General features: G+C 63.1%; 19 protein-coding genes, 1 rRNA gene and 1 other RNA gene. 6 read left to right on the top strand and 15 right to left on the bottom strand.

Going from position 1 to position 22,189, the window contains the following annotated elements; all coding sequences use genetic code 11:
- The first annotated feature begins 372 nt into the window (after positions 1-372).
- Positions 373-684: a ribosome assembly RNA-binding protein YhbY gene (gene yhbY / locus BMZ43_RS23335; RefSeq protein WP_017640628.1), complete on the top strand. Its 312-nt coding sequence runs from the start codon at positions 373-375 to the stop codon at positions 682-684.
- Here the strand turns inward: yhbY and BMZ43_RS23330 are convergent.
- The 9 genes from BMZ43_RS23330 to grpE all read right to left on the bottom strand — a co-directional run bounded on the left by BMZ43_RS23330 (position 672) and on the right by grpE (position 11,505).
- Positions 672-1,124 (bottom strand): hypothetical protein, encoded by a 453-nt coding sequence (locus BMZ43_RS23330; protein ID WP_093257099.1) that lies wholly within the window; start codon positions 1,122-1,124, stop codon positions 672-674. The genes yhbY and BMZ43_RS23330 overlap by 13 nt on opposite strands.
- On the bottom strand, positions 1,102-1,578 hold the full coding sequence (gene greA, locus BMZ43_RS23325) for a transcription elongation factor GreA (RefSeq protein WP_017640630.1): 477 nt from the start codon (positions 1,576-1,578) through the stop codon (positions 1,102-1,104). Before greA ends, BMZ43_RS23330 begins: the two co-directional genes overlap by 23 nt.
- Positions 1,575-4,796, bottom strand: coding sequence for a carbamoyl-phosphate synthase large subunit (carB, locus tag BMZ43_RS23320; protein ID WP_093257093.1), 3,222 nt, complete (start codon positions 4,794-4,796; stop codon positions 1,575-1,577). The genes greA and carB overlap by 4 nt, the downstream gene beginning before the upstream one ends.
- A 21-nt stretch (positions 4,797-4,817) precedes the next feature.
- A complete protein-coding gene (gene leuE / locus BMZ43_RS23315; RefSeq protein ID WP_007162660.1) occupies positions 4,818-5,474 on the bottom strand; it encodes a leucine efflux protein LeuE in 657 nt (218 codons plus the stop codon).
- Between the two features lie 21 nt (positions 5,475-5,495).
- On the bottom strand, positions 5,496-6,632 hold the full coding sequence (gene carA / locus BMZ43_RS23310) for a glutamine-hydrolyzing carbamoyl-phosphate synthase small subunit (protein WP_093257089.1): 1,137 nt from the start codon (positions 6,630-6,632) through the stop codon (positions 5,496-5,498).
- A gap of 176 nt (positions 6,633-6,808) precedes the next feature.
- The gene (gene dapB, locus BMZ43_RS23305; RefSeq protein ID WP_064308123.1) at positions 6,809-7,615 is read right to left on the bottom strand and encodes a 4-hydroxy-tetrahydrodipicolinate reductase; all 807 of its coding nucleotides are present in this window, start codon (positions 7,613-7,615) and stop codon (positions 6,809-6,811) included.
- A 54-nt stretch (positions 7,616-7,669) separates the two neighbouring features.
- Positions 7,670-8,803: a molecular chaperone DnaJ gene (gene dnaJ, locus BMZ43_RS23300; RefSeq protein ID WP_007162663.1), complete on the bottom strand. Its 1,134-nt coding sequence runs from the start codon at positions 8,801-8,803 to the stop codon at positions 7,670-7,672.
- Between the two features lie 113 nt (positions 8,804-8,916).
- A complete protein-coding gene (gene dnaK / locus BMZ43_RS23295) occupies positions 8,917-10,845 on the bottom strand; it encodes a molecular chaperone DnaK (RefSeq protein ID WP_017640634.1) in 1,929 nt (642 codons plus the stop codon).
- 93 nt (positions 10,846-10,938) lie between these two features.
- Positions 10,939-11,505, bottom strand: a complete 567-nt coding sequence (gene grpE, locus BMZ43_RS23290) for a nucleotide exchange factor GrpE (RefSeq protein WP_064308122.1) — start codon at positions 11,503-11,505, stop codon at positions 10,939-10,941.
- A gap of 167 nt (positions 11,506-11,672) precedes the next feature.
- Between grpE and recN the strand changes: the two genes are divergently transcribed.
- A complete protein-coding gene (gene recN, locus BMZ43_RS23285; RefSeq protein WP_017640636.1) occupies positions 11,673-13,340 on the top strand; it encodes a DNA repair protein RecN in 1,668 nt (555 codons plus the stop codon).
- Positions 13,341-13,402: 62 nt separating this feature from the next.
- Here the strand turns inward: recN and fur are convergent, their stop codons facing one another.
- The gene (gene fur, locus BMZ43_RS23280; protein WP_007162667.1) at positions 13,403-13,807 is read right to left on the bottom strand and encodes a ferric iron uptake transcriptional regulator; all 405 of its coding nucleotides are present in this window, start codon (positions 13,805-13,807) and stop codon (positions 13,403-13,405) included.
- 94 nt (positions 13,808-13,901) lie between these two features.
- Here fur and BMZ43_RS23275 point away from each other — a divergent pair, with 94 nt between their 5' ends.
- Complete coding sequence (locus tag BMZ43_RS23275) at positions 13,902-14,438, top strand: outer membrane protein assembly factor BamE (protein ID WP_017640637.1); 537 nt, start codon at positions 13,902-13,904, stop codon at positions 14,436-14,438.
- Between the two features lie 7 nt (positions 14,439-14,445).
- On the opposite strand, the gene BMZ43_RS23270 is transcribed toward BMZ43_RS23275, so the two are convergent.
- The gene (locus BMZ43_RS23270; protein WP_093257084.1) at positions 14,446-14,751 is read right to left on the bottom strand and encodes an RnfH family protein; all 306 of its coding nucleotides are present in this window, start codon (positions 14,749-14,751) and stop codon (positions 14,446-14,448) included.
- Positions 14,744-15,178, bottom strand: coding sequence for a type II toxin-antitoxin system RatA family toxin (locus BMZ43_RS23265; protein ID WP_017640639.1), 435 nt, complete (start codon positions 15,176-15,178; stop codon positions 14,744-14,746). Before BMZ43_RS23265 ends, BMZ43_RS23270 begins: the two co-directional genes overlap by 8 nt.
- 172 nt (positions 15,179-15,350) lie before the next feature.
- Between BMZ43_RS23265 and smpB the strand changes: the two genes are divergently transcribed.
- Positions 15,351-15,827: an SsrA-binding protein SmpB gene (gene smpB / locus BMZ43_RS23260; RefSeq protein WP_007162671.1), complete on the top strand. Its 477-nt coding sequence runs from the start codon at positions 15,351-15,353 to the stop codon at positions 15,825-15,827.
- Positions 15,828-15,908: 81 nt separating this feature from the next.
- Positions 15,909-16,261, top strand: a transfer-messenger RNA (tmRNA) gene (ssrA, locus tag BMZ43_RS23255).
- Positions 16,262-16,314: 53 nt separating this feature from the next.
- Here the strand turns inward: ssrA and ssb are convergent.
- Entirely contained in the window at positions 16,315-16,869 is a 555-nt protein-coding gene (gene ssb / locus BMZ43_RS23250; RefSeq protein ID WP_093257079.1) for a single-stranded DNA-binding protein, read from the bottom strand.
- Between the two features lie 25 nt (positions 16,870-16,894).
- Positions 16,895-18,283: an MFS transporter gene (locus tag BMZ43_RS23245; RefSeq protein ID WP_093257074.1), complete on the bottom strand. Its 1,389-nt coding sequence runs from the start codon at positions 18,281-18,283 to the stop codon at positions 16,895-16,897.
- Between the two features lie 269 nt (positions 18,284-18,552).
- Between BMZ43_RS23245 and uvrA the strand changes: the two genes are divergently transcribed.
- Positions 18,553-21,387, top strand: coding sequence for an excinuclease ABC subunit UvrA (gene uvrA / locus BMZ43_RS23240; RefSeq protein WP_093257182.1), 2,835 nt, complete (start codon positions 18,553-18,555; stop codon positions 21,385-21,387).
- 491 nt (positions 21,388-21,878) lie between these two features.
- Here the strand turns inward: uvrA and rrf are convergent.
- Positions 21,879-21,994, bottom strand: a 5S ribosomal RNA gene (rrf, locus tag BMZ43_RS23235).
- Positions 21,995-22,189 lie beyond the last annotated feature (195 nt).

The following is a 22,189-nucleotide window of genomic DNA, read 5'->3' as shown; positions in this document are numbered from 1 at the left end:
GCGCCTGAGCCTCTGCCCGTAGGACTCAACCGCCCTGAAACAGGCGGCAGTTTCCTAGCAGCAGAGCGCCCTGGAGCAGCCTAACGCACTCAGCTCGCTCATATGGGGGCCAAGTCGGAAATAACAAGGTCTCTTGGCAAGCACTTGATAGCTTGCCAAGCGGAGGGTCAACGCCGGCATCCTGCCGGCGTTCTCTCCGCCTTCGGAGTCTTCAGCACCCCTATCCTTTCAGGCTGACTCGACGCTGCGCCTGTCGAGGTGCTCCTTGAGCGGATAAGGCAGGTTCCACCGGGCTAATGGCAAGTTGTCGCGTATCGCTGGGCGGCACCGGGCAGCTGGGATAAACTGTTCGGCTTTTATCTGGGGTGAATTATGGCGCTCAACAACGAGCTTAAAAAGCGGTTCAAGGCGATCGGGCATCAACTCAAGCCGGTGGTCACCATCAGCGAGAACGGCCTGAGCGAAGGCGTGCTGGGCGAGCTCGACCGCGCACTGAACGATCATGAATTGATCAAGATCAAGCTGGCCGTCACCGAGCGCGAAGACCGTCGCGCCCTGATCGATGAGCTGTGCGCGTCGAGCAAGGCCGAGCTGGTGCAGGTGATCGGCAAGATGGCGCTGATCTATCGCAAGGCTCGCGAGCAGAACCGCAACCTGTCCAATGTGGTGCGCTATACCGTCTGATTGCCCGACGCGCGCCCGGGAACGGGCTGCAGCACCAGGATCAGACCGCAGAGCAGCAGGACCAGGTAGCCGGCCAGAGCGGTCGGCCCGGCCCAGAAGCGCGCCAGTTCGTTCTGCAGCAGCACGGCGAGTGCGCTGGCCAGCAGCAGCTGGCCACGCAGGTCACGCCACAAGGCACTCACACCCGCCCACCACACCAGCACCACGATCTGGGTAAAGACCCCACCGCCTGCGGCGCTGAGCATCATGCGCAGCAATTCTTCGCGCCCGGACTGGATCAGCAGGGGCGCCCAGCCCGCCTGGGCGAGCGCCACGGGGATGCACAGGTGCAGGGCGACCAGCGGGCCGACCCAGAACACCTGGGCCAGCTGCCAGGCTGCGGCGAGCAGCCTGGCGAGCCAGCCTCCGGTGCGAGGATCAGAGGTGACGGACGGCGACAATTTCGTATTCGACATTGCCGCCTGGGGTCTTCACCAGCACCACGTCGCCTTCTTCCTTGCCGATCAGGGCACGGGCGATGGGCGAACCCACCGACAGCTTGCTCTGCTTGATGTCCGCCTCGTCGTCACCGACGATCTGGTAGGTCACCGTCTCGTCGGTTTCGGTGTTGGCGATCTCCACCGTGGTGCCGAAGATCACCTTGCCGGTGTGCGGCAGGGCGGCCACGTCGATCACCTGAGCATTCTGCAGGCGGCCTTCGATGTCGCGGATACGCGCCTCGACCATGCCCTGCTGTTCGCGAGCAGCGTGGTATTCGGCGTTCTCCTTGAGATCGCCCAGCTCGCGCGCCTCGGCGATGGCCTGGGTGATCTGCGGGCGCAGTTCGGTCTTGAGGTGCTTGAGCTCCTCTTCCAGGGCGCGAGCGCCCTGGACGGTCATCGGGTACTTGGTCATGCCTTCACTCCTGCATGCAGATCTTGCAGCCGGCGCACGGTCTTCTCGGCGCCGAATTTCAAAGCTTCGCAAATGGCCTGGCCGCCGGCAATGGTGGTGGTGCAGCAGAGCTTGTGCTGCAGGGCGTTGCGGCGGATCGAATAGGAATCGGCGATGGACTGCCGGCCTTCGGTGGTGTTGATGATCAGGGTGACTTCGTCGTTCTTGATCATGTCGACCACATGGGGGCGACCCTCGGTGACCTTGTTCACGCGACGCACCGGCAGACCAGCCGCCTCGATCACCCGCGCGGTACCGGCGGTGGCCACGACCTCGAAGCCGAGGCTGACCAGATCGCGGGCGACCTGCACGGCTTCGGGCTTGTCGTCGTCACGCACGCTGATGAAGGCGCAACCGGAGTTCGGCAGGATCTCGTTGGCACCCAGCTGGGCCTTGGCGAAGGCTTCGCCAAAGCTGTCGCCGACCCCCATCACCTCGCCAGTGGACTTCATCTCCGGGCCGAGGATAGGGTCGACACCGGGGAACTTGTTGAAGGGGAACACCGCTTCCTTAACGCTGAAGAACGGCGGGATGATCTCCTGGGTAAAGCCCACCTCGGCCAGGGTCTTGCCGGCCATGACCCGGGCGGCCACCTTGGCCAGGGATTCACCGATGCACTTGGAGACGAAGGGCACGGTACGGGAGGCGCGCGGGTTGACCTCGATGACGTAGATGTCTTCGCCCTGCACGGCCATCTGCACGTTCATCAGACCGACCACGCCGAGTTCCAGGGCCATCTTCTTGACCTGCTCGCGGATCTCGTCCTGGATGTGCTTGGGCAGCGAATAGGGCGGCAGCGAGCAGGCGGAGTCGCCGGAGTGTACGCCGGCCTGTTCGATGTGCTGCATGATGGCGCCGATCACCACGGTCTTGCCGTCGCACACCGCATCCACGTCCACCTCGATGGCGCAGTTGAGGAAGTGGTCGAGCAGCACGGGGCTATCGTTGGACACCTTCACCGCTTCGCGCATGTAGCGCTTGAGTTCTTCTTCCTGGTAGACGATCTCCATCGCCCGGCCGCCCAGCACGTAGGAGGGGCGCACCACCATCGGGTAGCCGATGTTCTTGGACAGGGCCAGGGCCTCGTCTTCGCTGCGCGCGGTGGCGTTGGCCGGCTGCCGCAGATTCAGGCGCTGGACCATCTGCTGGAAGCGCTCGCGGTCTTCGGCGCGATCGATGGCGTCGGGGCTGGTGCCGATGATGGGCACGCCGGCCTCTTCCAGGGCCCGGCAGAGCTTGAGCGGGGTCTGGCCGCCGTACTGGACGATGACGCCCTTGGGCTGCTCGACGCGAACGATCTCCAGCACGTCCTCCAGGGTCACCGGTTCGAAGAACAGGCGGTCGGAGGTGTCGTAGTCGGTGGAGACGGTTTCCGGGTTGCAGTTGACCATGATGGTCTCGTAGCCGTCTTCACGCATGGCCAGGGCCGCGTGCACGCAGCAGTAGTCGAACTCGATGCCCTGGCCGATGCGGTTGGGACCGCCACCAAGGATCATGATCTTGTCGCGACCGCTGGGCTTGGCCTCGCACTCTTCCTCGTAGGTGGAGTAGAGGTAGGCGGTGTCGGTGGCGAATTCGGCGGCACAGGTGTCCACCCGCTTGTACACCGGCAGCACCTTGAGCTTGTGGCGATGGGCCCGCAGGTTCTTCTCGGTGACGCCGAGCAGCTTGGCCAGGCGCGCATCGGAGAAGCCCTTGCGCTTGAGCTTGCGCATCAGGTCGTAGTCGAGATCGGCCAGACCCAAGGTCTTGATGCGCTCTTCGTCCTTGATCAGGTCTTCGATCTGCACCAGGAACCAGGGATCGATACGGGTCAGCTCGAAGACCTTGTCCAGGCTATAGCCCTGACGGAAGGCATCGCCGATGTACCAGATGCGATCAGCGCCGGGCACGGTCAGCTCGCGCTTGAGGGTGCTGTCGGCCTCGGGATCGGTCGGGTCCAGCTTGGGATCGAAGCCGACCACGCCGACTTCCAGACCGCGCAGGGCTTTCTGCAGGGATTCCTGGAAGGTACGGCCGATGGACATGACCTCGCCCACGGATTTCATCTGAGTGGTCAAGCGGGCATCGGCCTTGGGGAATTTCTCGAAGGCGAAGCGCGGGATCTTGGTGACCACGTAGTCGATGGCCGGCTCGAAGGACGCCGGGGTACGCCCGCCGGTGATGTCGTTCTGCAGCTCGTCCAGGGTGTAGCCCACCGCCAGTTTGGCGGCGATCTTGGCGATGGGGAAGCCGGTGGCCTTGGAGGCCAGCGCCGAGGAACGCGATACCCGCGGGTTCATCTCGATCACCACCATGCGCCCGGTGTCGGGGCAGATGCCGAACTGGACGTTGGAGCCGCCGGTCTCGACGCCGATCTCGCGCAGCACCGCCAGGGAGGCATTGCGCAGGATCTGGTATTCCTTGTCGGTCAGGGTCTGGGCCGGAGCCACGGTGATGGAGTCACCGGTGTGCACGCCCATGGGGTCGAAGTTCTCGATGGAGCAGACGATGATGCAGTTGTCCTTCTTGTCGCGGACCACCTCCATCTCGTATTCCTTCCAACCGATCAGGGATTCGTCGATCAGCAGCTCGTTGGTCGGCGACAGGTCCAGACCGCGGTTGCAGATCTCCTCGAACTCTTCGCGGTTGTAGGCGATGCCGCCGCCGGTGCCGCCCATGGTGAAGCTTGGCCGGATGATGCAGGGGAAGCCGACCTTCTCCAGTACGCCGTAGGCTTCTTCCATGCTGTGGGCGATGCCGGAGACCGGGCAGGCCAGGCCGATGTCCTTCATGGCCTTGTCGAAGCGCGAGCGATCCTCGGCCTTGTCGATGGTGTCGGCGTTGGCACCGATCATCTCGACGCCGAACTTCTCCAGCACGCCATGACGCTCCAGGTCCAGGGCGCAGTTCAGCGCGGTCTGGCCACCCATGGTCGGCAGCAGGGCGTCGGGACGCTCCTTCTCGATGATCTTGGCCACCGTCGCCCACTTGATCGGCTCGATGTAGGTGGCATCGGCCATGGAGGGGTCGGTCATGATGGTGGCCGGATTGGAATTCACCAGGATGACGCGGAAGCCTTCCTCGCGCAGGGCCTTGCAGGCCTGGGCGCCGGAATAGTCGAACTCGCAGGCCTGGCCGATGACGATGGGGCCGGCCCCGAGGATCAGGATGCTCTTGATGTCTGTACGCTTAGGCATGGGCTTCTCGAATGCAGGTAATCAGGTCAGGGTCGCGGTGGCCAACTTCACACCGAACCCTACGAACAGGGCGCCGACGCCACCGGTGGCGCCCGCGCTGAGGCGACGCCGCTGACGGAACCAGGCCGCCAGGCGAACGCCGCAGAAAATCAGGAACGACAGGTAGCAGAAGCTGATCGCTTCCAGTACCGCGCCCAGCACCAGGAAGGACAGCGCCGGATGGGCGTAACCGGGGTCCACGAACTGGATGAAGAAGGAGACGAAGAACAGGATCGCCTTCGGATTCGACAGACTCAGCAGCAGCGCCTTGCGGAACGGCTGGTGGACGTCTTCGCGCAGGGTCGCCTCGGCCTGGCCCTGGGCCGGGCTGCGCCAGGACTTGAGTCCGCCGCGCAACATGCCCCAGCCAAGGTAGAACAGGTAGGCCGCGCCCAGGTACTTGAGGATCTGGAAGAACAGCGGCTCGGCCTTGAGCAGCGAGGCGACGCCCAGGGCCGAGAGCAGCATCAGCACGGCGTCACCCAGGAACACGGCCGAGGCCGCCTGGTAACCGCTGCGGATGCCGCGCTGGGCGCTGGTAGCAAGCACGAAGAAGGAATTGGGGCCAGGCAACAGGATGACGAACAGGGTCCCGACCACATAGGTCCAGAAGTCGATGACACCCAGATTCGCCAGCATGAGCCTTACCCTCCTCTCGTCTTAGCGGCGCGCGGCCATGGCCTGGATGAACTTGTCGAACAGCGGTGCCACGTCGTGCGGACCAGGGCTCGCCTCGGGGTGACCCTGGAAGCTGAAGGCGACCTTGTCGGTACGCTCGATGCCCTGCAGAGTGCCGTCGAACAGCGACTTGTGGGTGGCCCGCACATTGGCCGGCAGACTGGCCTCGTCCACAGCGAAGCCGTGGTTCTGGCTAGTGATCATCACCACGCCGCTGTCGAGATCCTGCACCGGATGGTTGGCGCCGTGGTGACCGTTGGGCATCTTCACCGTCTTGGCGCCGGAAGCCAGGGCCAGCAGCTGGTGGCCCAGGCAGATGCCGAACACCGGGACCTCGGTTTCCAGAACGTCCTGGATCGCCTTGATGGCGTAGTCGCAGGGCTCGGGATCGCCGGGGCCGTTGGCCAGGAAGATGCCGTCGGGTTGCAGCGCCAGGGCTTCGCTGGCCGGGGTCTGGGCCGGCAGCACGGTGATGCGGCAGCCGCGAGCCACCAGCATGCGCAGGATGTTCAGCTTGACGCCGTAGTCGAAGGCCACCACATGGTAGGGCAGTTGCTCGGTCGGGATCTCGGCGTGACTGTCGGTTTCCAGCGACCAGACGCTGGAGCGCCACTCGTAACGCTCCTTGACGCTGACTTCCTTGGCCAGATCCATGCCCTTGAGGCCGGGGAAGGCGCGGGCCAGTTCCAGGGCGCGCTCTTCGGTGGCGTCTTCGCCAGTGAGGATGCAGCCGTCCTGAGCGCCCTTCTCGCGGAGGATGCGGGTCAGGCGACGGGTGTCGATGCCGGCGATGGCGATGGTGCCGTTTTCCTTGAGATAGTCCGGCAGCGATTGCTTGTTGCGCCAGTTGCTGGCCAGCAGCGGCAGATCACGGATGATCAGCCCGGCGGCCCAGACCTGGGCGGCCTCACCATCCTGCGGCGTGGTGCCGGTGTTGCCGATGTGCGGATAGGTCAGGGTGACGATCTGCTTCGCATAGGAAGGATCGGTCAGGATTTCCTGGTAGCCGGTCATGGCGGTGTTGAACACCACTTCGCCGACCGTGTGGCCGTCGGCACCGATGGATTCACCGCGAAAGATGCTGCCATCGGCAAGTGCGAGTATGGCTGGCTTAGTCAAGAAGACCTCCGAAAATCAAGCCTTGGCGGGCAAACGCAGGGTGCAAAAAAACGGGATGACATCTCGAAGAGTCATCCCGTTTTAATGTTGTGATTTCATTCTGCGCTAGCTTTTAGTGGATACACTAAAGCTGCATTGTACACGAAATGATCACGCCTTGCACCCCCACGAGTGGGTCAGCGCAACTCCAGCACGTCCTGCATGTCATATAGCGCCGGCTGTTTGTCCTTGAGCCAGAGGGCCGCGCGCACGGCACCCTTGGCGAAGGTCATGCGGCTGGAGGCCTTGTGGGTGATCTCGACCCGCTCGCCTTCGCTGGCGAACAGCACCGTGTGATCGCCCACCACGTCGCCAGCGCGGACGGTGGCGAAGCCGATGGTCTGGCGATCACGGGTGCCGGTCTGGCCTTCGCGGCCATAGACGGCCACCTCTTCCAGATCGCGACCCAGTGCCTGGGCGACGACCTCGCCCATGCGCAGCGCGGTACCCGAGGGTGCATCGACCTTGTGTCTGTGGTGCGCCTCGATGATCTCGATATCGACCTCGTCACCCAGCACGCGGGCAGCGGTATCCAGCAGCTTGAGGCAGAGATTGACGCCGACGCTGAAGTTGGCGGCGAAGACGATGGGGATTTCCTTGCTGGCTTCCAGCAGGGTCAGCTTCTGCTCGGCGGTGAAGCCGGTGGTGCCGATCACCATGGCCTTCTTCGCCTTGCGGCAGAGCGCCAGATTCTGCAGGGTCACGTTGGGGTGGGTGAAGTCGATGAGGACATCGAAATCATCCAGCACCCGCGCCAGGTCACCGGACAGCATCACCCCGTTACGGCCGATGCCGGCGAGTTCGCCCGCGTCGGCACCCACCAGGCTGCTCTCGGGACGATCCACCGCCGCAGTCAGGCCGGCAGCGCCCTGGGTCTGCTGGACCGCTTCGATCAGGGTCTTGCCCATGCGCCCCGCGGCGCCCATTACAGCTATACGTCGCATCATCAGCTCCAGGCTGCTGGCCGGGCGCCGCCTCGCGACGACGCCCCTGCCGGTTTAGAGGTCGTCGAAGAAGCGCTTCATGCCGTCGAACCAGCCACTGGCCCGGGGCGAATGGGAGCTGTCGCTCTGCAGGGTGTTGCGGAACTCCTCAAGCAGCTCGCGCTGGCGCCGGCTCAGGTTGACCGGAGTTTCCACCACCACCTTGCACATCAGGTCGCCGGCGCCACCGCCACGCACGGGCGTCACGCCCTTGCCACGCAGGCGGAACATCTTGCCGGTCTGGGTGCCCTCGGGGATCTTCAGCTTGACGCGGCCATCCAGGGTCGGCACTTCCAGCTCGCCACCCAGGGCAGCATCGGTGAAGTTGATCGGCACCTCACAATAGAGATGCTTGCCGTCGCGCTGGAAGATCGAGTGCTCGCGCACATTGACCACCACGTAGAGGTCGCCGCTGGGGCCACCCAGGGTCCCGGCCTCGCCTTCACCGGTCAGGCGGATGCGGTCGCCGGTGTCGACGCCCGCCGGCACCTTGACCGACAGGGTCTTCTGCTCTTCCACGCGTCCCTGGCCATGACAGGCGTTGCAGGGCTCGGGAATGATCTTGCCGCTGCCGTGGCAGCGCGGGCAGGTCTGCTGCACCGAGAAGAAGCCCTGCTGCATGCGCACCTGGCCGATACCGCCGCAGGTGGGGCAGGTGGAAGCCGAGGTACCCGGCTTGGCGCCATTGCCGTCGCAGACCTTGCACTCGACCAGGGTGGGCACGCGAATGGTGACCGTGGTCCCGCGCACCGCCTCTTCCAGATCCAGGTCCAGGGTGTAGCGCAGATCGGCGCCGCGCTGCGGACCGCCACGACCACCGGCGCCACCGCGGCCGCCGAAAAAGTCACTGAAGACGTCACCGAAGATGTCGGAGAAGCTCGCGCCACCGGCCGCACCACCGAAACCACCGCCGCCCATGCTCGGATCGACGCCAGCATGGCCGTACTGGTCGTAGGCCGAGCGCTTGCCCGCATCGGACAGCACTTCGTAGGCCTCGGCGGCCTCCTTGAACTGCTCCTCGGCAGCCGCGTCCCCCGGATTGCGATCCGGGTGGTATTTCATCGCCAGGCGTCGGTAGGCCTTCTTGAGCTCGGCTTCGCTAGCGCCGCGCTCGACCCCGAGCACCTCATAGTAATCACGTTTGGCCATAGACTTTCTGCACCTTAAATTTTCTCACCCTCCAGACACGCCAACGCGGGAGCAGGCTCCCGCGTAGCGGATCCGACGGGCACGAAGCCCGTCAGGTGCGGTAAGCACGGGGCTTACTTGTTGTCCTTCACTTCCTCGAACTCGGCATCGACCACGTCGTCGCCGGGCTTCTTGGCCTCACCGTCCGCCTTGGCCGAGGCGCCTTCGGCACCCGCGGCAGCGCCCTGCTCGGAGTAGAGCTTCTGGGCCAGCGGCGCGGAGGCCTGGGACAGGGCATTCATCTTGGCTTCGATGGCGTCCTTGTCGTCACCGCGCACGGCGACTTCCAGCTCGCCAATGGCCTTCTCGATGGTGCTCTTCTCTTCGGCCGTGGCCTTGTCGCCTGCCTCGGTCAGCATCTTGCGGGTGCCGTGCACCAGGGCATCACCCTGGTTGCGGGCCGCGGCCAGCTCTTCGAACTTGCGATCCTCGTCGGCATTAGCCTCGGCGTCACGCACCATCTGCTGAATCTCGTCCTCGGACAGACCGGAGGACGCCTTGATGACGATGGACTGCTGCTTGCCAGTGGCCTTGTCCTTGGCGGACACGTTGAGGATACCGTTGGCGTCGATGTCGAAGGTCACCTCGATCTGCGGCACGCCACGGGGCGCCGGCGGGATCTCGGCCAGGTCGAACTTGCCCAGCGACTTGTTCTGCGCGGCCTGCTTGCGCTCGCCCTGCAGCACGTGGATGGTCACGGCGCCCTGGTTGTCGTCGGCGGTGGAGAACACCTGCGACTTCTTGGTCGGGATGGTGGTGTTCTTCTCGATCAGCGCGGTCATCACGCCACCCATGGTCTCGATGCCCAGGGTCAGCGGGGTCACGTCCAGCAGCAGCACGTCCTTGACGTCACCGGCCAGCACGGCGCCCTGGATGGCCGCACCAATGGCGACGGCTTCGTCCGGGTTGACGTCCTTGCGCGCTTCCTTGCCGAAGAAGTCGGCCACACGCTTCTGCACCAGCGGCATGCGGGTCTGACCACCCACCAGGATGACCTCGTGGATGTCGGAGACGTCCAGACCAGAGTCCTTCAGGGCAGTACGGCACGGCTCGATGGTGCGCTCGACCAGCTCTTCCACCAGGGACTCCAGCTTGGCGCGGGAGACCTTGACGTTCAGGTGCTTGGGACCGCTGGCATCGGCGGTGATGTACGGCAGATTGACGTCGGTCTGGGTAGCCGAGGACAACTCGATCTTGGCCTTCTCGGCAGCTTCCTTCAGGCGCTGCATGGCCAGCGGATCACCCTTGAGGTTCATGCCGCTTTCTTTCTTGAATTCTTCGACGAGGTAGTCGATCAGGCGGATGTCGAAGTCTTCGCCACCCAGGAAGGTGTCGCCATTGGTGGCCAGCACCTCGAACTGATGCTCACCATCGACCTCGGCGATCTCGATGACCGACACGTCGAAGGTGCCGCCGCCCAGGTCATAGACGATCACGGTGTGGTCGCCCTTGGCCTTGTCCAGGCCATAGGCCAGAGCCGCCGCGGTGGGCTCGTTGATGATGCGCTTGACGTCCAGACCAGCGATGCGACCGGCATCCTTGGTGGCCTGGCGCTGGCTGTCGTTGAAGTAGGCCGGTACGGTGATGACCGCTTCGGTCACGGCCTCGCCCAGGTAGTCCTCGGCGGTCTTCTTCATCTTCTTCAGGACTTCGGCAGACACCTGCGGCGGCGCCATCTTCTGGCCCTTGGCCTCGACCCAGGCGTCACCGTTGTCGGCCTTGACGATCTTGTAGGGGACCATCTCGATGTCTTTCTGCACGACGTTTTCTTCATAGCGCCGACCGATCAGGCGCTTGACCGCGTACAGGGTGTTCTGCGGATTGGTCACCGCCTGGCGCTTGGCCGGCTGGCCAACCAGGGTCTCGCCATCGTTGGTGTAGGCGATGATGGACGGCGTGGTGCGGGTGCCCTCGGCGTTTTCCAATACCTTGACGTTGCCGTTTTCGAGGATCGCGACGCAGGAGTTGGTCGTCCCCAGGTCGATACCGATGATCTTGCCCATGTAGTCTTCTCCAGAAATCTCAGATTCCGCGCGGCCCGCTCAGGGGGCCTTTGATGTTCGCTTGCCTACCAGATGGGGCCGAGCGAAAGAATTTCAAGCCTTTTCGTCAATGCTCGGCTGCTGCGCTGCAGGGGCCTTGCTGACTACCACCATCGCCGGCCGCAGCAGGCGACCATTGAGCAGATAGCCCTTTTGAAACACCTTGAGTACGCTACCCGGCTCGGCGGTGGCGCTCTCCTCCATGGCCATGGCCTGGTGGTGTTCGGGATTGAAGGGCGCGCCGTGGGGATCGACGGCCTCGACCTGATAGCGCTTGAGGGTGTCCTGCAGCATCTTCAGGGTCAGCTCCATGCCTTCACGCATGGGCTTCAAGGTCTCGTCGGTGGCGTTGGACAGTTCCAGGCCACGCTCCAGGCTGTCGAGCACGGGCAACAGATCGCCAGCGAATTTCTCCAGCGCGAATTTGTGCGCCTTCTCCACGTCCTGCTCAGCGCGACGACGCACGTTCTGCAGCTCGGCGACGCTGCGCAGCGACTGATCCTGGGCCGCGGCGAGCTGCTCTTCGAGCGTGGCGATGCGGGCGGCGACGTCCTCGTTCTGGACGTCGCCCTGGGCCGCGGCCTCGTGCTCGGGGTTCTGGGAGTTCTGTTCGTCGGCCATGGGAGTCCTCCTGTGATATTGCCGGTGGGCGCGCCCTCTAATGGACGACGCCTTGATCGATGGCGCCTATATGGGGCCGCCGGCCGGCGCTTCAAGAGCTGTATGGATTGCCAGTACCCAAGAGGCACTGTATAAACAACCAGAAAACCGCTTTCGGAGATCGTCGCATGCTGGTGCATCTGTCCGTCCGCAACTACGCCATCGTCGAACACCTCGACCTCGACCTCGAGCGCGGCATGACCGTGATTACCGGCGAAACCGGCGCCGGCAAGTCCATCATGCTCGACGCCCTCGGCCTCACCCTGGGCGATCGCGCCGACAGCGACGCGGTCAGACCCGGCGCCGACAAGGCCGATGTGCTGGCCAGCTTCGATACCACCGATATCCCCGAGGCGCGTCAATGGCTTGCCGAGCGCGACCTGGAACAGGACGGTCCCTGCCTGCTGCGCCGCGTCATCACCCGCGAGGGACGCTCGCGCGGCTATATCAATGGCTCGCCCTGCCCGCTGGCTGATCTCAAGACCCTCGGCGGCCTGCTGATCGACATTCACAACCAGCATGAGCACCAGTCGCTGCTCGGCCTCGACACCCATCGCCGCCTGCTGGACGAGTACGCCGGCGCAGGCGAACTGGTCCGTCAGGTGCAGCTCGCCGCCCAACGCTGGCGCCAAGTGCGCCAGACCCTGGAGCGTCTTACCCGCAATGGCGACGAGCAACGCGCCCGTCATCAGCTGCTCAGCTATCAACTCGAAGAACTCGACAACCTCGCCCTGGCCGAAGGCGAGTTGCAGGCGCTCGAACAGGAGCAGAGCGATCTGGCGAGTGCCGAGCACATCCTGCTGGCCTGCCGCCAGGCCATGGACCTCTGTACCGAAAACGAGCAGGGCAACGCCCTGTCGGCACTCAATGCCAGCGTGGCACGCCTGACCGCCTTCGACCGCCCGCCGGCGCAGATCCAGGAAGCCAGCAACCTGCTCGCCTCGGCCCAAATCCAGATCGAGGAGGCGATGAACGAACTCAATCGCTTCGTCGATCACTTCGAAGCCGACCCGGAGCGCCAGCAGGCCGTTCAAGAGCGCCTCGACAGCGTCTACAGCCTGGCCCGCAAGCATCGGGTCCAGCCCGAAGCCCTGCTGGAGCTGCACGAACAACTGCGCAACGAACTGCAATCCTTGGACGCCGACGACGTCGCCCTGGAGCGTCTGCAGGAAGAACTGGCGGCCTTCGAGCGCCACTACCAAGAGAAGGCCGGCGAACTGAGTCGTTTGCGCGAGCAGCGGGCGCCGGAGCTCGCTGCCGCGGTCGAGACTGAGATGCAGCGCCTGGGGATGCCGGGGGGCCGCTTCAGCATTACCCTCACCCCAGGCAGCACCGGTGAGCCCCAACCGCTGGGCAACGAAGGCGTCGAATTCCGCGTCAGCGCCAACCCGGGCCAACCCCTGCGCCCGCTGGCCAAAGTTGCCTCCGGTGGCGAGCTGTCACGGATCAGCCTGGCCATCCAGGTCATCACCGCCCAAACCTCACGCACGCCCACGCTGGTATTCGACGAGGTAGACGTAGGTATCGGTGGTCCGACCGCCGAGGTGGTCGGCCAACTGCTGCGGCAGCTGGGCGAGCGCGGCCAGGTGCTGACGGTGACCCACCTGCCCCAGGTGGCGGCCCAGGGCCATCAGCACCTGTTCGTGCACAAGGAGCGCGGCACCGACGAGACGCGCACTGCGGTGGCCAAGCTGGACCGCGCACGGCGCGTGGAAGAGGTGGCGCGCATGCTGGGCGGAGTCGACCTGACCCGCGAATCCCTCGCCCATGCTCGCAAACTGGTGGTCAGCCGCTAGACGCAGGCTGCCAACAGACATGAAAAAGGCGACTCGAAGTCGCCTTTTTCATGTCTGAATCTTCACTTGCGCTGACGGATGTACAACACGAGGTTGTGATCGACCAGCTCGAAACCATGCTCTTCGACGATCTCGCGCTGACGCTTTTCGATCGAGGCATCGGTGAACTCGATGACTTCGCCGGTATCCACATCCACCATGTGATCGTGGTGTCCGGTGTCGGCCAACTCGAACACGGCGTGACCGCCATCGAAATTGTGGCGCACCACCAGGCCAGCCGCTTCGAACTGGGTAAGGACCCGATAGACCGTTGCCAGCCCCACGTCCTCGCCTGCTTCCATCAGCGCCTTGTAAACGTCTTCAGCGCTCATGTGGCGCTGCTCGGTGGTGTCCAGCATCTGCAATATCTTGACGCGCGGCAGGGTCACTTTCAGACCCGCTTTGCGGAGTTCGTTGTTCTCTACCATGCTCTTTCTCGGTGCCGAGTGCTTTCGCAGCCCTCGGGAATACGGGTATGATCGGTGCTTCGTTGCCCAGCAAGATAGTGGAAGTCTCCCACCGATGCAAAACCTCAAGCAAACGCTGACCGGGCTCTCTCTGATGGGCCTAGCCATGCTCGCCGGCTGCTCTCTGCCGGGGGTTTACAAGATCGACATCCAGCAGGGCAACGTCGTCACCCAGGACATGATAGACCAGTTGCGCCCCGGAATGACCCGACAACAAGTCCGGTTTATCATGGGTTCGCCGCTGATCCAGGATACCTTCCATCCAAATCGCTGGGACTATCTGTACAGCCTGCAGGCCGCCGGCGGTCAGCGGAAACAGGAGCGTGTCAGCCTGGTGTTCAATGGCGAAAACCAGCTGAGTGGTCTGGCTGGCGATTTCATGCCCGGTACCAGCCGTGAACAGCAGATCATGGGTACCGACAGCGGCACTACCGTGGATCCCACTGCGCCAGCACAACCCACTGCCCCTGCAGCAGCGCCGGAAACGCCAGCCGTGCCCGGTTCGACCGAAGACAGCATCCAGAAGGAAATCGACAGCGCGCGGCCAGCCGCCGTACCGACTCCCGAACGCATTCGTACCGACGGCCAGTGATCCCTAGCTAGAGGCCAGCCTTCAACCTGGCCTCTTCCGCACGTCGTTTGCGACTTTCCTTTGGATCCGCGAGCAACGGGCGATAGATCTCCACGCGGTCCCCCTCTGCCAGCCTTCGCCCATCCGGCTTGACGACCAGCTTGCCAAAGATACCGACCCGATAGCCCTCGCGCTGCTCGGGTGGCAGCTGTTCCAGCAACCCCGACGCCAACACCGCCTGCTCGACAGTGGCACCCTCCTCCACCTGCAGACTCAGCAGCCATTGCCGTTCTGGTAGTGCCAGCGCTACTTCGATGGCGAAGCACTCAGCCATAGAGGGCTCGAGCACGCTGGCAGAAGGCATCCACCATGGTATTGGCCGCTTGATTGAACAGTGGCCCCAGGGTCGCGCGCACGATGGCGCTGTCGTATTCGAAGGACAGATCCAGCGAGATCTTGCAGGCCTTGTCCCCCAGCGCCTTGAAGGACCAGACGCCATGCAGCTGCTTGAAGGGCCCCTTCTCCAGATCCATGGTGATGGATTCGTCCGGCACCAGGGTATTGCGGGTCGTGAACTGCTGGCTCAGGCCACCCTTGGCTACGGTGAGACCGGCGCGCATCAGGCCTTCGTCCTGCTCCAGGATCTGGGCGGACGAGCACCAGGGTAGGAACTCCGGATAACGGTCCACGTCATTGACCAGCGCATAGAGCGCCGAAGCAGGATAGGGCAGCAACGCCGAACGTTGGATGTGCGTGCTCATCGGAACCTCGTAGAATAGCGAATTCGGTGTCGGACCTTGAATTTGAGGGCGGCGCACGCAATTTACTCCCGCATCAGCCTGCCGCAGTCCAGAACCGCGGTATTGTCCGTGTTTGCTCATACCCGCTCAAGCGCGTGGCGACATTTCCCCCGACTCGCTGTACCCTGGAATCATGGCCAAGCAAAAGAAAGTCTCCCCCGGCAGCATCGCGCAGAACAAAAAGGCGCTACACGAATACTTCGTCGACACCCGCTTTGAAGCAGGTGTTTCCCTGGCAGGTTGGGAGGTCAAGAGCCTGAGAGCCGGCAAGGCACAGCTGACCGACAGCTATGTGCTGCTCAAGGACGGTGAAGCCTGGCTGCTGGGCAGCCACATCACCCCGCTGCAGACCGCCAGTACGCACGTCATCGCTGATCCGACCCGGACCCGCAAGTTGCTGCTCAACAAGCGCGAGCTGGGCAAGCTGTTTGGCGCGGTGCAGCAGAAGGGCTACGCCTGCGTCGCCCTGTCGCTCTACTGGAAGAAGCACCTGGTCAAGTGCGAGATCGCACTGGCCAAGGGCAAGAAGGAGTTCGACAAGCGCGCCACCGAGCGCGAGCGCGATTCCGACCGCGAGATCCAAAGGGCCATCCGCAAGGACGCCAAATAGCCAAGCGGCCGAAAAACGTTTCGTCAGCAATGACTTGCGTCGGACGGCCGGAATTCCTATAGTGAACGACCAGCAAGTTTTGGGGGCGATTAGGATTCGACGCCGGTAACGAAACTTGAGGGGCATGCCGAGCTGGTAGCAGAACTCGTAAATTCGCTGCTGCAAACTTATAGTTGCCAACGACGACAACTACGCTCTAGCTGCTTAACGCGGCTAGCAGTCGCTAGGGGATGCCTGTAAACCCGAAACGACTGTCAGATAGAACAGGATCGCCGCCAAGTTCGCTGTAGACGTAACGGCTAAAACTTATACAGCTCGCCCAAAGCACCCTGCCCGTCGGGCCGCAATGGGTTAACTCAGTAGACAGGGCTAAGCATGTAGAACCGATAGCGGAGAGCTGGCGGACGGGGGTTCAAATCCCCCCGCCTCCACCAAAAAGAAAGGGCAGCCACTGGCTGCCCTTTTTCTTTGCCTGATCAACGAGGCCCTAGAAAGGAATGTCGTCGTCGAAGCTGTCGTAGTCCTGCTGAGCCGGCTGCTGCTGGGGCTTGGGCTGCTGCTGAGGACGACTGTTGCCAGAGCCGCCATTGCCACCGTTGTCGTACTGCGGAGCCGACTGCTGGGGACGAGGGGCACGCTGCTGCTGGGGCGCAGGGGCGCTCTGGTTGTATTCATCGTTGCCACCGGCATTGCCACCGCGGCCACCCAGCAACTGCATGTTGCCGTTGATATCGACCACGATTTCGGTGGTGTAGCGATCCTGACCGTCCTGACCCTGCCACTTGCGGGTACGCAGGCTGCCTTCGACATAGACCTGGGAGCCCTTGCGGATGTACTCGCCGGCGATCTCTGCCAGACGACCAAAGAACACCACCCGGTGCCACTCGGTACGATCCTGCTGCTGGCCGGTCTGCTTGTCCTTCCAGCTCTCGCTGGTGGCGAGGGTGACATTGGTCACCGCATTGCCATTGGGCATGTAACGGGTTTCGGGATCGGCGCCGGCGTTGCCGACGAGGATGACTTTATTGACGCCACGGGCCATATGAATCTCCTGATAAGGCTGTCGATCAAGCGGCGACTGGCGTTTGGCTAACCAGTCGCTCCAATTGCGCCCGATCGACGATTTTAGTATCGATCTTGATGTAGACGGCCTGTTCTTCCGCCACCACTACCGCATCGGTCACTCCGGCCAGGGCCAGCAGGCGTCCGACCAATCCCTGGTCGTTGACTAGCGCGGGCGTAACCGGCAAACGCAGACTGGTGACATAGGGCGGTTCCCGCATCGTACCAGCTACCACCGCCCATCCCAGGCAAATCGCCGCACAACCCAGGAAGACGGTGGAGAGGCCACCATGCTGGAACAGCCAGCCACCGAGGATACCGCCCAAAGCGGAACCAAGGAACTGACTGGTGGAATAGATCCCCATGGCGGTGCCCTTGCCACCGGCCGGGGCCACCTTGCTCACCAGCGACGGTAGCGAGGCTTCCAGCAGGTTGAAGGCGGTAAAGAACACCACGATGCCGATGACCAGGGCCACCAGGCTGTTGCTGAAGAAAAAGAAGTACAGCTCGCACAGCACCAGCACACTGATGGCGCCTACCAGCACACGCTTCATGCGCCGCTTCTTTTCACCATAGATGATGAAGGGAACCATGGCGAAAAAGCCGACCACCAGCGCCGTAAGGTACACCCACCAGTGTTCTTCCTTGGGCAGGCCGGCATGGTCGGCCAGGGCCAGCGGCAGGACGACGAAACTGGCCATCAACACCGCATGTAGCGCGAGGATGCCGAAGTCCAGCCGCAATAGATCGCGATTGCGCAGGGTCGCGCCCAGCGCCTGACGCGCCAGGTTCGACTCCCGGTGGGCGAAGGGCGAGGCCTGGTGCGGGACCAGGAACAGCACGATCAGCAAACCGGCCAGCGCCAGTCCGCAGGTGGCCCAGAACAGCCCTGCAAGACCATAGGCACGGGTCAGCAGGGGGCCGGCCACCATTGCCACGGCAAAGGACACCCCGATACTCATGCCGATGGTGGCCATGGCCTTGGTACGGTGCTGCTCGCGGGTTTGGTCCGACAGCAGCGCCATGATGGCGGCCGAAATGGCGCCGCCACCCTGCACGATACGTCCGGCGATGACGCCCCAGATGGAATGGGCATTGGCAGCGATGGCGGCACCAAGGGCGAACACCAGCAGTCCACCAATGATGATGGGGCGCCGGCCGATGCGATCGGACAGCGTCCCCAGGGGAATTTGCAGGACCGCCTGGGTCAAACCATAGGCACCTATGGCGAGGCCAATCAGCGCCGGGGTGGCATCCGCCAACTCCTGACCATAGGTCGCCAGGACCGGGAGCACCATGAACATACCGAGCATACGAAAGGCGAAGACCAGAGCCAGCCCAAAGGCGGCACGGCGTTCGACGCCGTTCATGGCTTCACTGCGCTTGTCGAGCATTAATAATCCTCTCGTCGGCGACAGGCTTTTACGTCGCCACACAGCTTTAAAACAGTCGTGACAATGACCATTTAGGGAGGAAGCGGTGAAGATAGCCGAGCGCTCGTCCGAACGTTCCCGACCGCCAGGATCACGAACGCCCGATCACCGCTGTCGGGCCACTAATTTTACCAGCCTTACCCCCTCTCTCACAGGCGCGGCAGATAGCCGCAGCCTGGGAAGAGACCTCTTTTCTATTGAAGCGTCGCCAAAACGAGGCAGAAGTCTACGTGGATAAAATCCTCATCCGTGGGGCCCGCACCCATAATCTGAAGAACATCGACCTTACCCTTCCCCGGGACAAGCTCATCGTCATCACTGGGCTGTCCGGCTCCGGCAAATCCTCGCTGGCCTTCGACACCCTCTATGCCGAAGGCCAGCGCCGCTACGTGGAATCCCTGTCGGCCTATGCCCGGCAATTCCTGTCGATGATGGAAAAGCCCGATGTGGACACCATCGAAGGCCTGTCGCCGGCGATCTCCATCGAGCAGAAGTCCACCTCGCACAATCCACGCTCCACCGTGGGCACCATCACCGAGATCTACGACTACCTACGCCTGCTCTATGCCCGCGTCGGTACGCCCCGCTGCCCGGAGCATGATGTGCCCCTGGAAGCCCAGACCGTCAGCCAGATGGTCGATCAGGTCCTGGCCATGCCGGAAGGTGAGCGACTGATGCTGCTCGCCCCCATCGTGCGCGAGCGCAAGGGCGAACATCTCTCGGTATTCGAGGAATTGCGCGCCCAGGGCTTCGTCCGCGTCCGCGTCAATGGCCGCCTGCACGAGATGGACGAACTGCCCAAGCTCGACAAGCAGAAGAAGCACACCATCGAGGTGGTGGTGGATCGCTTCAAGGTGCGCGAAGACCTCCAGCAGCGCCTGGCAGAGTCCTTCGAAACGGCCCTGAAGCTGGCCGACGACATCGCCATCATCGCGCCCATGGAAGGTGAAAAGGGCGAGGAGATCGTCTTTTCCGCGCGCTTCGCTTGTCCGATCTGCGGCTTTTCCATCGGTGAGCTGGAACCCAAGCTGTTTTCCTTCAACAACCCCGCCGGGGCCTGCCCAACCTGCGACGGCCTGGGCGTGAAGCAATTCTTCGACGCCCGGCGAGTGGTCAACGAGGAGCTGAGCCTCAGTGAGGGCGCCATTCGCGGCTGGGACCGGCGCAATGTCTATTATTTCCAGATGCTCGGTTCGCTGGCGAGTCACTATGGCTTCAGCCTGGACGAGCCCTTCAAGGGTCTCGATGACAAGCACCGCAAGGCGGTCCTCAGCGGTTCCGGACGTGAAAGCGTCAACTTTCGTTATCTGAATGACCGCGGCAACATAGTCAAGCGCGCCCACCCCTTCGAAGGCATCCTGCCGAATCTGGAGCGGCGTTATCGCGAGACCGAATCCCAGAGCGTGCGCGAAGAGCTGGCCAAGTACCTCAGTACCCAGCATTGCCCCGACTGCAATGGCACCCGCCTGCGGCGCGAAGCTCGGCATGTCTGGGTCGGCGACAAGACCCTGCCGGCGGTCACCCGCCTGCCAGTGGGCGATGCCACCCAGTACTTCCAGGATCTAGCCCTCAAGGGCCAGCGACAGCAGATCGCCGACAAGATCCTCAAGGAAATCCGCGAGCGCCTGCAGTTCCTGGTCAACGTTGGACTGGACTACCTGACCCTGGATCGTAGCGCCGATACCCTGTCCGGCGGTGAAGCCCAGCGTATCCGCCTGGCCAGCCAGATCGGCGCGGGCCTGGTGGGCGTCATGTACATTCTCGACGAGCCCTCCATCGGCCTGCACCAGCGCGACAACGAGCGCCTGCTGGGCACCCTGACCCACCTGCGCGACCTGGGCAATACGGTCATCGTCGTCGAGCACGACGAGGACGCCATTCGCCTGGCGGACTATGTCATCGACATAGGTCCAGGCGCTGGCATCCATGGTGGTCAGATCATCGCGGAGGGCACGCCGGACCAAGTCATGCAGCACCCCGACTCGGTGACCGGTCAGTACCTGTCGGGCCGCAAGAAGATCGTGGTGCCTGCCAAGCGTACCCCGCGGGACAAGAAGAAGCTGCTCAAGCTCAAGGGCGCCCGCGGCAACAACCTGCAGAACGTCAACCTGGAGATTCCCGTTGGCCTGCTGACCTGCGTGACCGGGGTATCGGGCTCCGGCAAGTCGACGCTGATCAACAACACCCTGTTCCCCCTAACCGCCACGGCGCTCAATGGTGCGACGACCCTGGAGGTCGCGGCCCACGACAGCTTCGACGGTATGCAGCACCTGGACAAGGTGGTCGACATCGACCAGAGCCCCATCGGCCGGACCCCACGCTCCAACCCGGCGACCTACACAGGTCTTTTCACCCCGATTCGCGAATTGTTCTCCGGCGTCCCGGAGTCCCGCTCCCGCGGCTACACCCCAGGGCGCTTCTCCTTTAACGTCAAAGGCGGCCGTTGTGAGGCATGCCAGGGTGACGGCGTGATCAAGGTGGAGATGCACTTCCTGCCGGACGTCTACGTCGCCTGCGATGTCTGCAAGGGCAAGAGATACAACCGTGAGACCCTGGAGGTGAAGTACAAGGGCAAGACCATCACCGAGGTCCTGGACATGACCATCGAAGAGGCCCATGCCTTCTTCGAATCCATCCCCGCCCTGGCGCGCAAGCTGCAGACACTGATGGATGTGGGTCTGTCCTATATCCGCCTCGGCCAGAGTGCAACAACGCTGTCAGGCGGTGAAGCCCAGCGTGTGAAGCTGGCCCGGGAGCTGTCCAAGCGCGATACCGGCAAGACGCTGTACATTCTCGACGAGCCCACTACGGGGCTGCACTTCGCCGATATCCAGCAGTTGCTGGACGTGCTGCATCGCCTGCGGGACCACGGCAACACCGTGGTGGTGATCGAGCACAACCTGGATGTCATCAAGACCGCCGACTGGCTGGTGGACCTGGGCCCGGAAGGCGGTTCCAAGGGTGGTCAGATCATCGCAACGGGTACACCCGAGGAGGTTGCCGCCAACAAGAAGTCCTATACCGGCCACTTCCTCAAGCCCTTGCTGGAACGTGATCGGGAGTAGTCCCGAGTATCGACCAGAACGCAAAAAGCCCGGCACATGCCGGGCTTTTTGTTGCTCTGTCTTTGTAGGTTGGGCTGAGCGCAGCGAAGCCCAAAAGGCGAACGCTGGGCGTGCGCACGAGCTTTGGAAAGGAAAGCTTAGGTGAACTTTAGGGAGGTGAGGCTAGATGTTGGGCTTCGCTGCGCTCAGCGCCAACCTACGCCGGTCCCTTGCCGCTTCAAACACGACAGCCCGGCGTAGCCGGGCTGTTATGGCTCTTAGGCTCCAAGCAGCACCTTGGCTGCCAGGTAGCCCTCAAGCTCCCAGCCACACCGCTCCTGGTCCCCTCTCCCCCCGGGAGAGGGCTAGGGTGAGGGCAACCGCAAGCACCTAGGCTACCGCCTGCGCTACTCCCCATCCGCCCAAACCCCTTGGCGTCCAGCCAAACTTTTCCCGCCTCAAAGGCAACACCCCCGCCAGAATGAACTGAGCGGGGGTGCTGGGTGTTAGGCGCTTGACGATGACCTACTCTCACATGGGGAAACCCCACACTACCATCGGCGATGCATCGTTTCACTTCTGAGTTCGGGAAGGGATCAGGTGGTTCCAATGCTCTATGTTCGTCAAGCAATTCGGTTGGCTGGCCAGGCGTTGAAGCTACCTGGCTGGCCCAATTGGGTCGGTGATCGAAGTAGACAACTCGTCTTGGGGTCTTGCGAACCCACGCGCCGTTTTCGGCGTCGTCTTCCTCACGCTCTGACCTGCGGTCAGATTGTTTGGGTGTTATATGGTCAAGCCTCACGGGCAATTAGTATCGGTTAGC

The sequence above is a fragment of the Pseudomonas sp. Snoq117.2 genome (assembly GCF_900110545.1).
Lineage (GTDB): Bacteria > Pseudomonadota > Gammaproteobacteria > Pseudomonadales > Pseudomonadaceae > Chryseomonas > Chryseomonas benzopyrenica.
The sequence above is the reverse complement of the archived record's forward strand: the minus strand, read 5'-3'. Positions and strand labels throughout refer to the sequence as shown.

Excerpts from the sequence above, each read along its gene's own strand:
- BMZ43_RS23275 (WP_017640637.1), top strand. The coding sequence starts at position 13,902 with ATGCAAAACCTCAAGCAAACGCTGACCGGGCTCTCTCTGATGGGCCTA.
- smpB (WP_007162671.1), top strand. The coding sequence starts at position 15,351 with ATGGCCAAGCAAAAGAAAGTCTCCCCCGGCAGCATCGCGCAGAACAAA.
- grpE (WP_064308122.1), bottom strand. The coding sequence starts at position 11,505 with ATGGCCGACGAACAGAACTCCCAGAACCCCGAGCACGAGGCCGCGGCC.
- greA (WP_017640630.1), bottom strand. The coding sequence starts at position 1,578 with ATGACCAAGTACCCGATGACCGTCCAGGGCGCTCGCGCCCTGGAAGAG.
- recN (WP_017640636.1), top strand. The coding sequence starts at position 11,673 with ATGCTGGTGCATCTGTCCGTCCGCAACTACGCCATCGTCGAACACCTC.
- dapB (WP_064308123.1), bottom strand. The coding sequence starts at position 7,615 with ATGCGACGTATAGCTGTAATGGGCGCCGCGGGGCGCATGGGCAAGACC.
- yhbY (WP_017640628.1), top strand. The coding sequence starts at position 373 with ATGGCGCTCAACAACGAGCTTAAAAAGCGGTTCAAGGCGATCGGGCAT.
- dnaJ (WP_007162663.1), bottom strand. The coding sequence starts at position 8,803 with ATGGCCAAACGTGATTACTATGAGGTGCTCGGGGTCGAGCGCGGCGCT.
- carB (WP_093257093.1), bottom strand. The coding sequence starts at position 4,796 with ATGCCTAAGCGTACAGACATCAAGAGCATCCTGATCCTCGGGGCCGGC.
- BMZ43_RS23270 (WP_093257084.1), bottom strand. The coding sequence starts at position 14,751 with ATGGCTGAGTGCTTCGCCATCGAAGTAGCGCTGGCACTACCAGAACGG.
- dnaK (WP_017640634.1), bottom strand. The coding sequence starts at position 10,845 with ATGGGCAAGATCATCGGTATCGACCTGGGGACGACCAACTCCTGCGTC.
- BMZ43_RS23245 (WP_093257074.1), bottom strand. The coding sequence starts at position 18,283 with ATGCTCGACAAGCGCAGTGAAGCCATGAACGGCGTCGAACGCCGTGCC.
- BMZ43_RS23265 (WP_017640639.1), bottom strand. The coding sequence starts at position 15,178 with ATGAGCACGCACATCCAACGTTCGGCGTTGCTGCCCTATCCTGCTTCG.
- ssb (WP_093257079.1), bottom strand. The coding sequence starts at position 16,869 with ATGGCCCGTGGCGTCAATAAAGTCATCCTCGTCGGCAACGCCGGCGCC.
- leuE (WP_007162660.1), bottom strand. The coding sequence starts at position 5,474 with ATGCTGGCGAATCTGGGTGTCATCGACTTCTGGACCTATGTGGTCGGG.
- fur (WP_007162667.1), bottom strand. The coding sequence starts at position 13,807 with ATGGTAGAGAACAACGAACTCCGCAAAGCGGGTCTGAAAGTGACCCTG.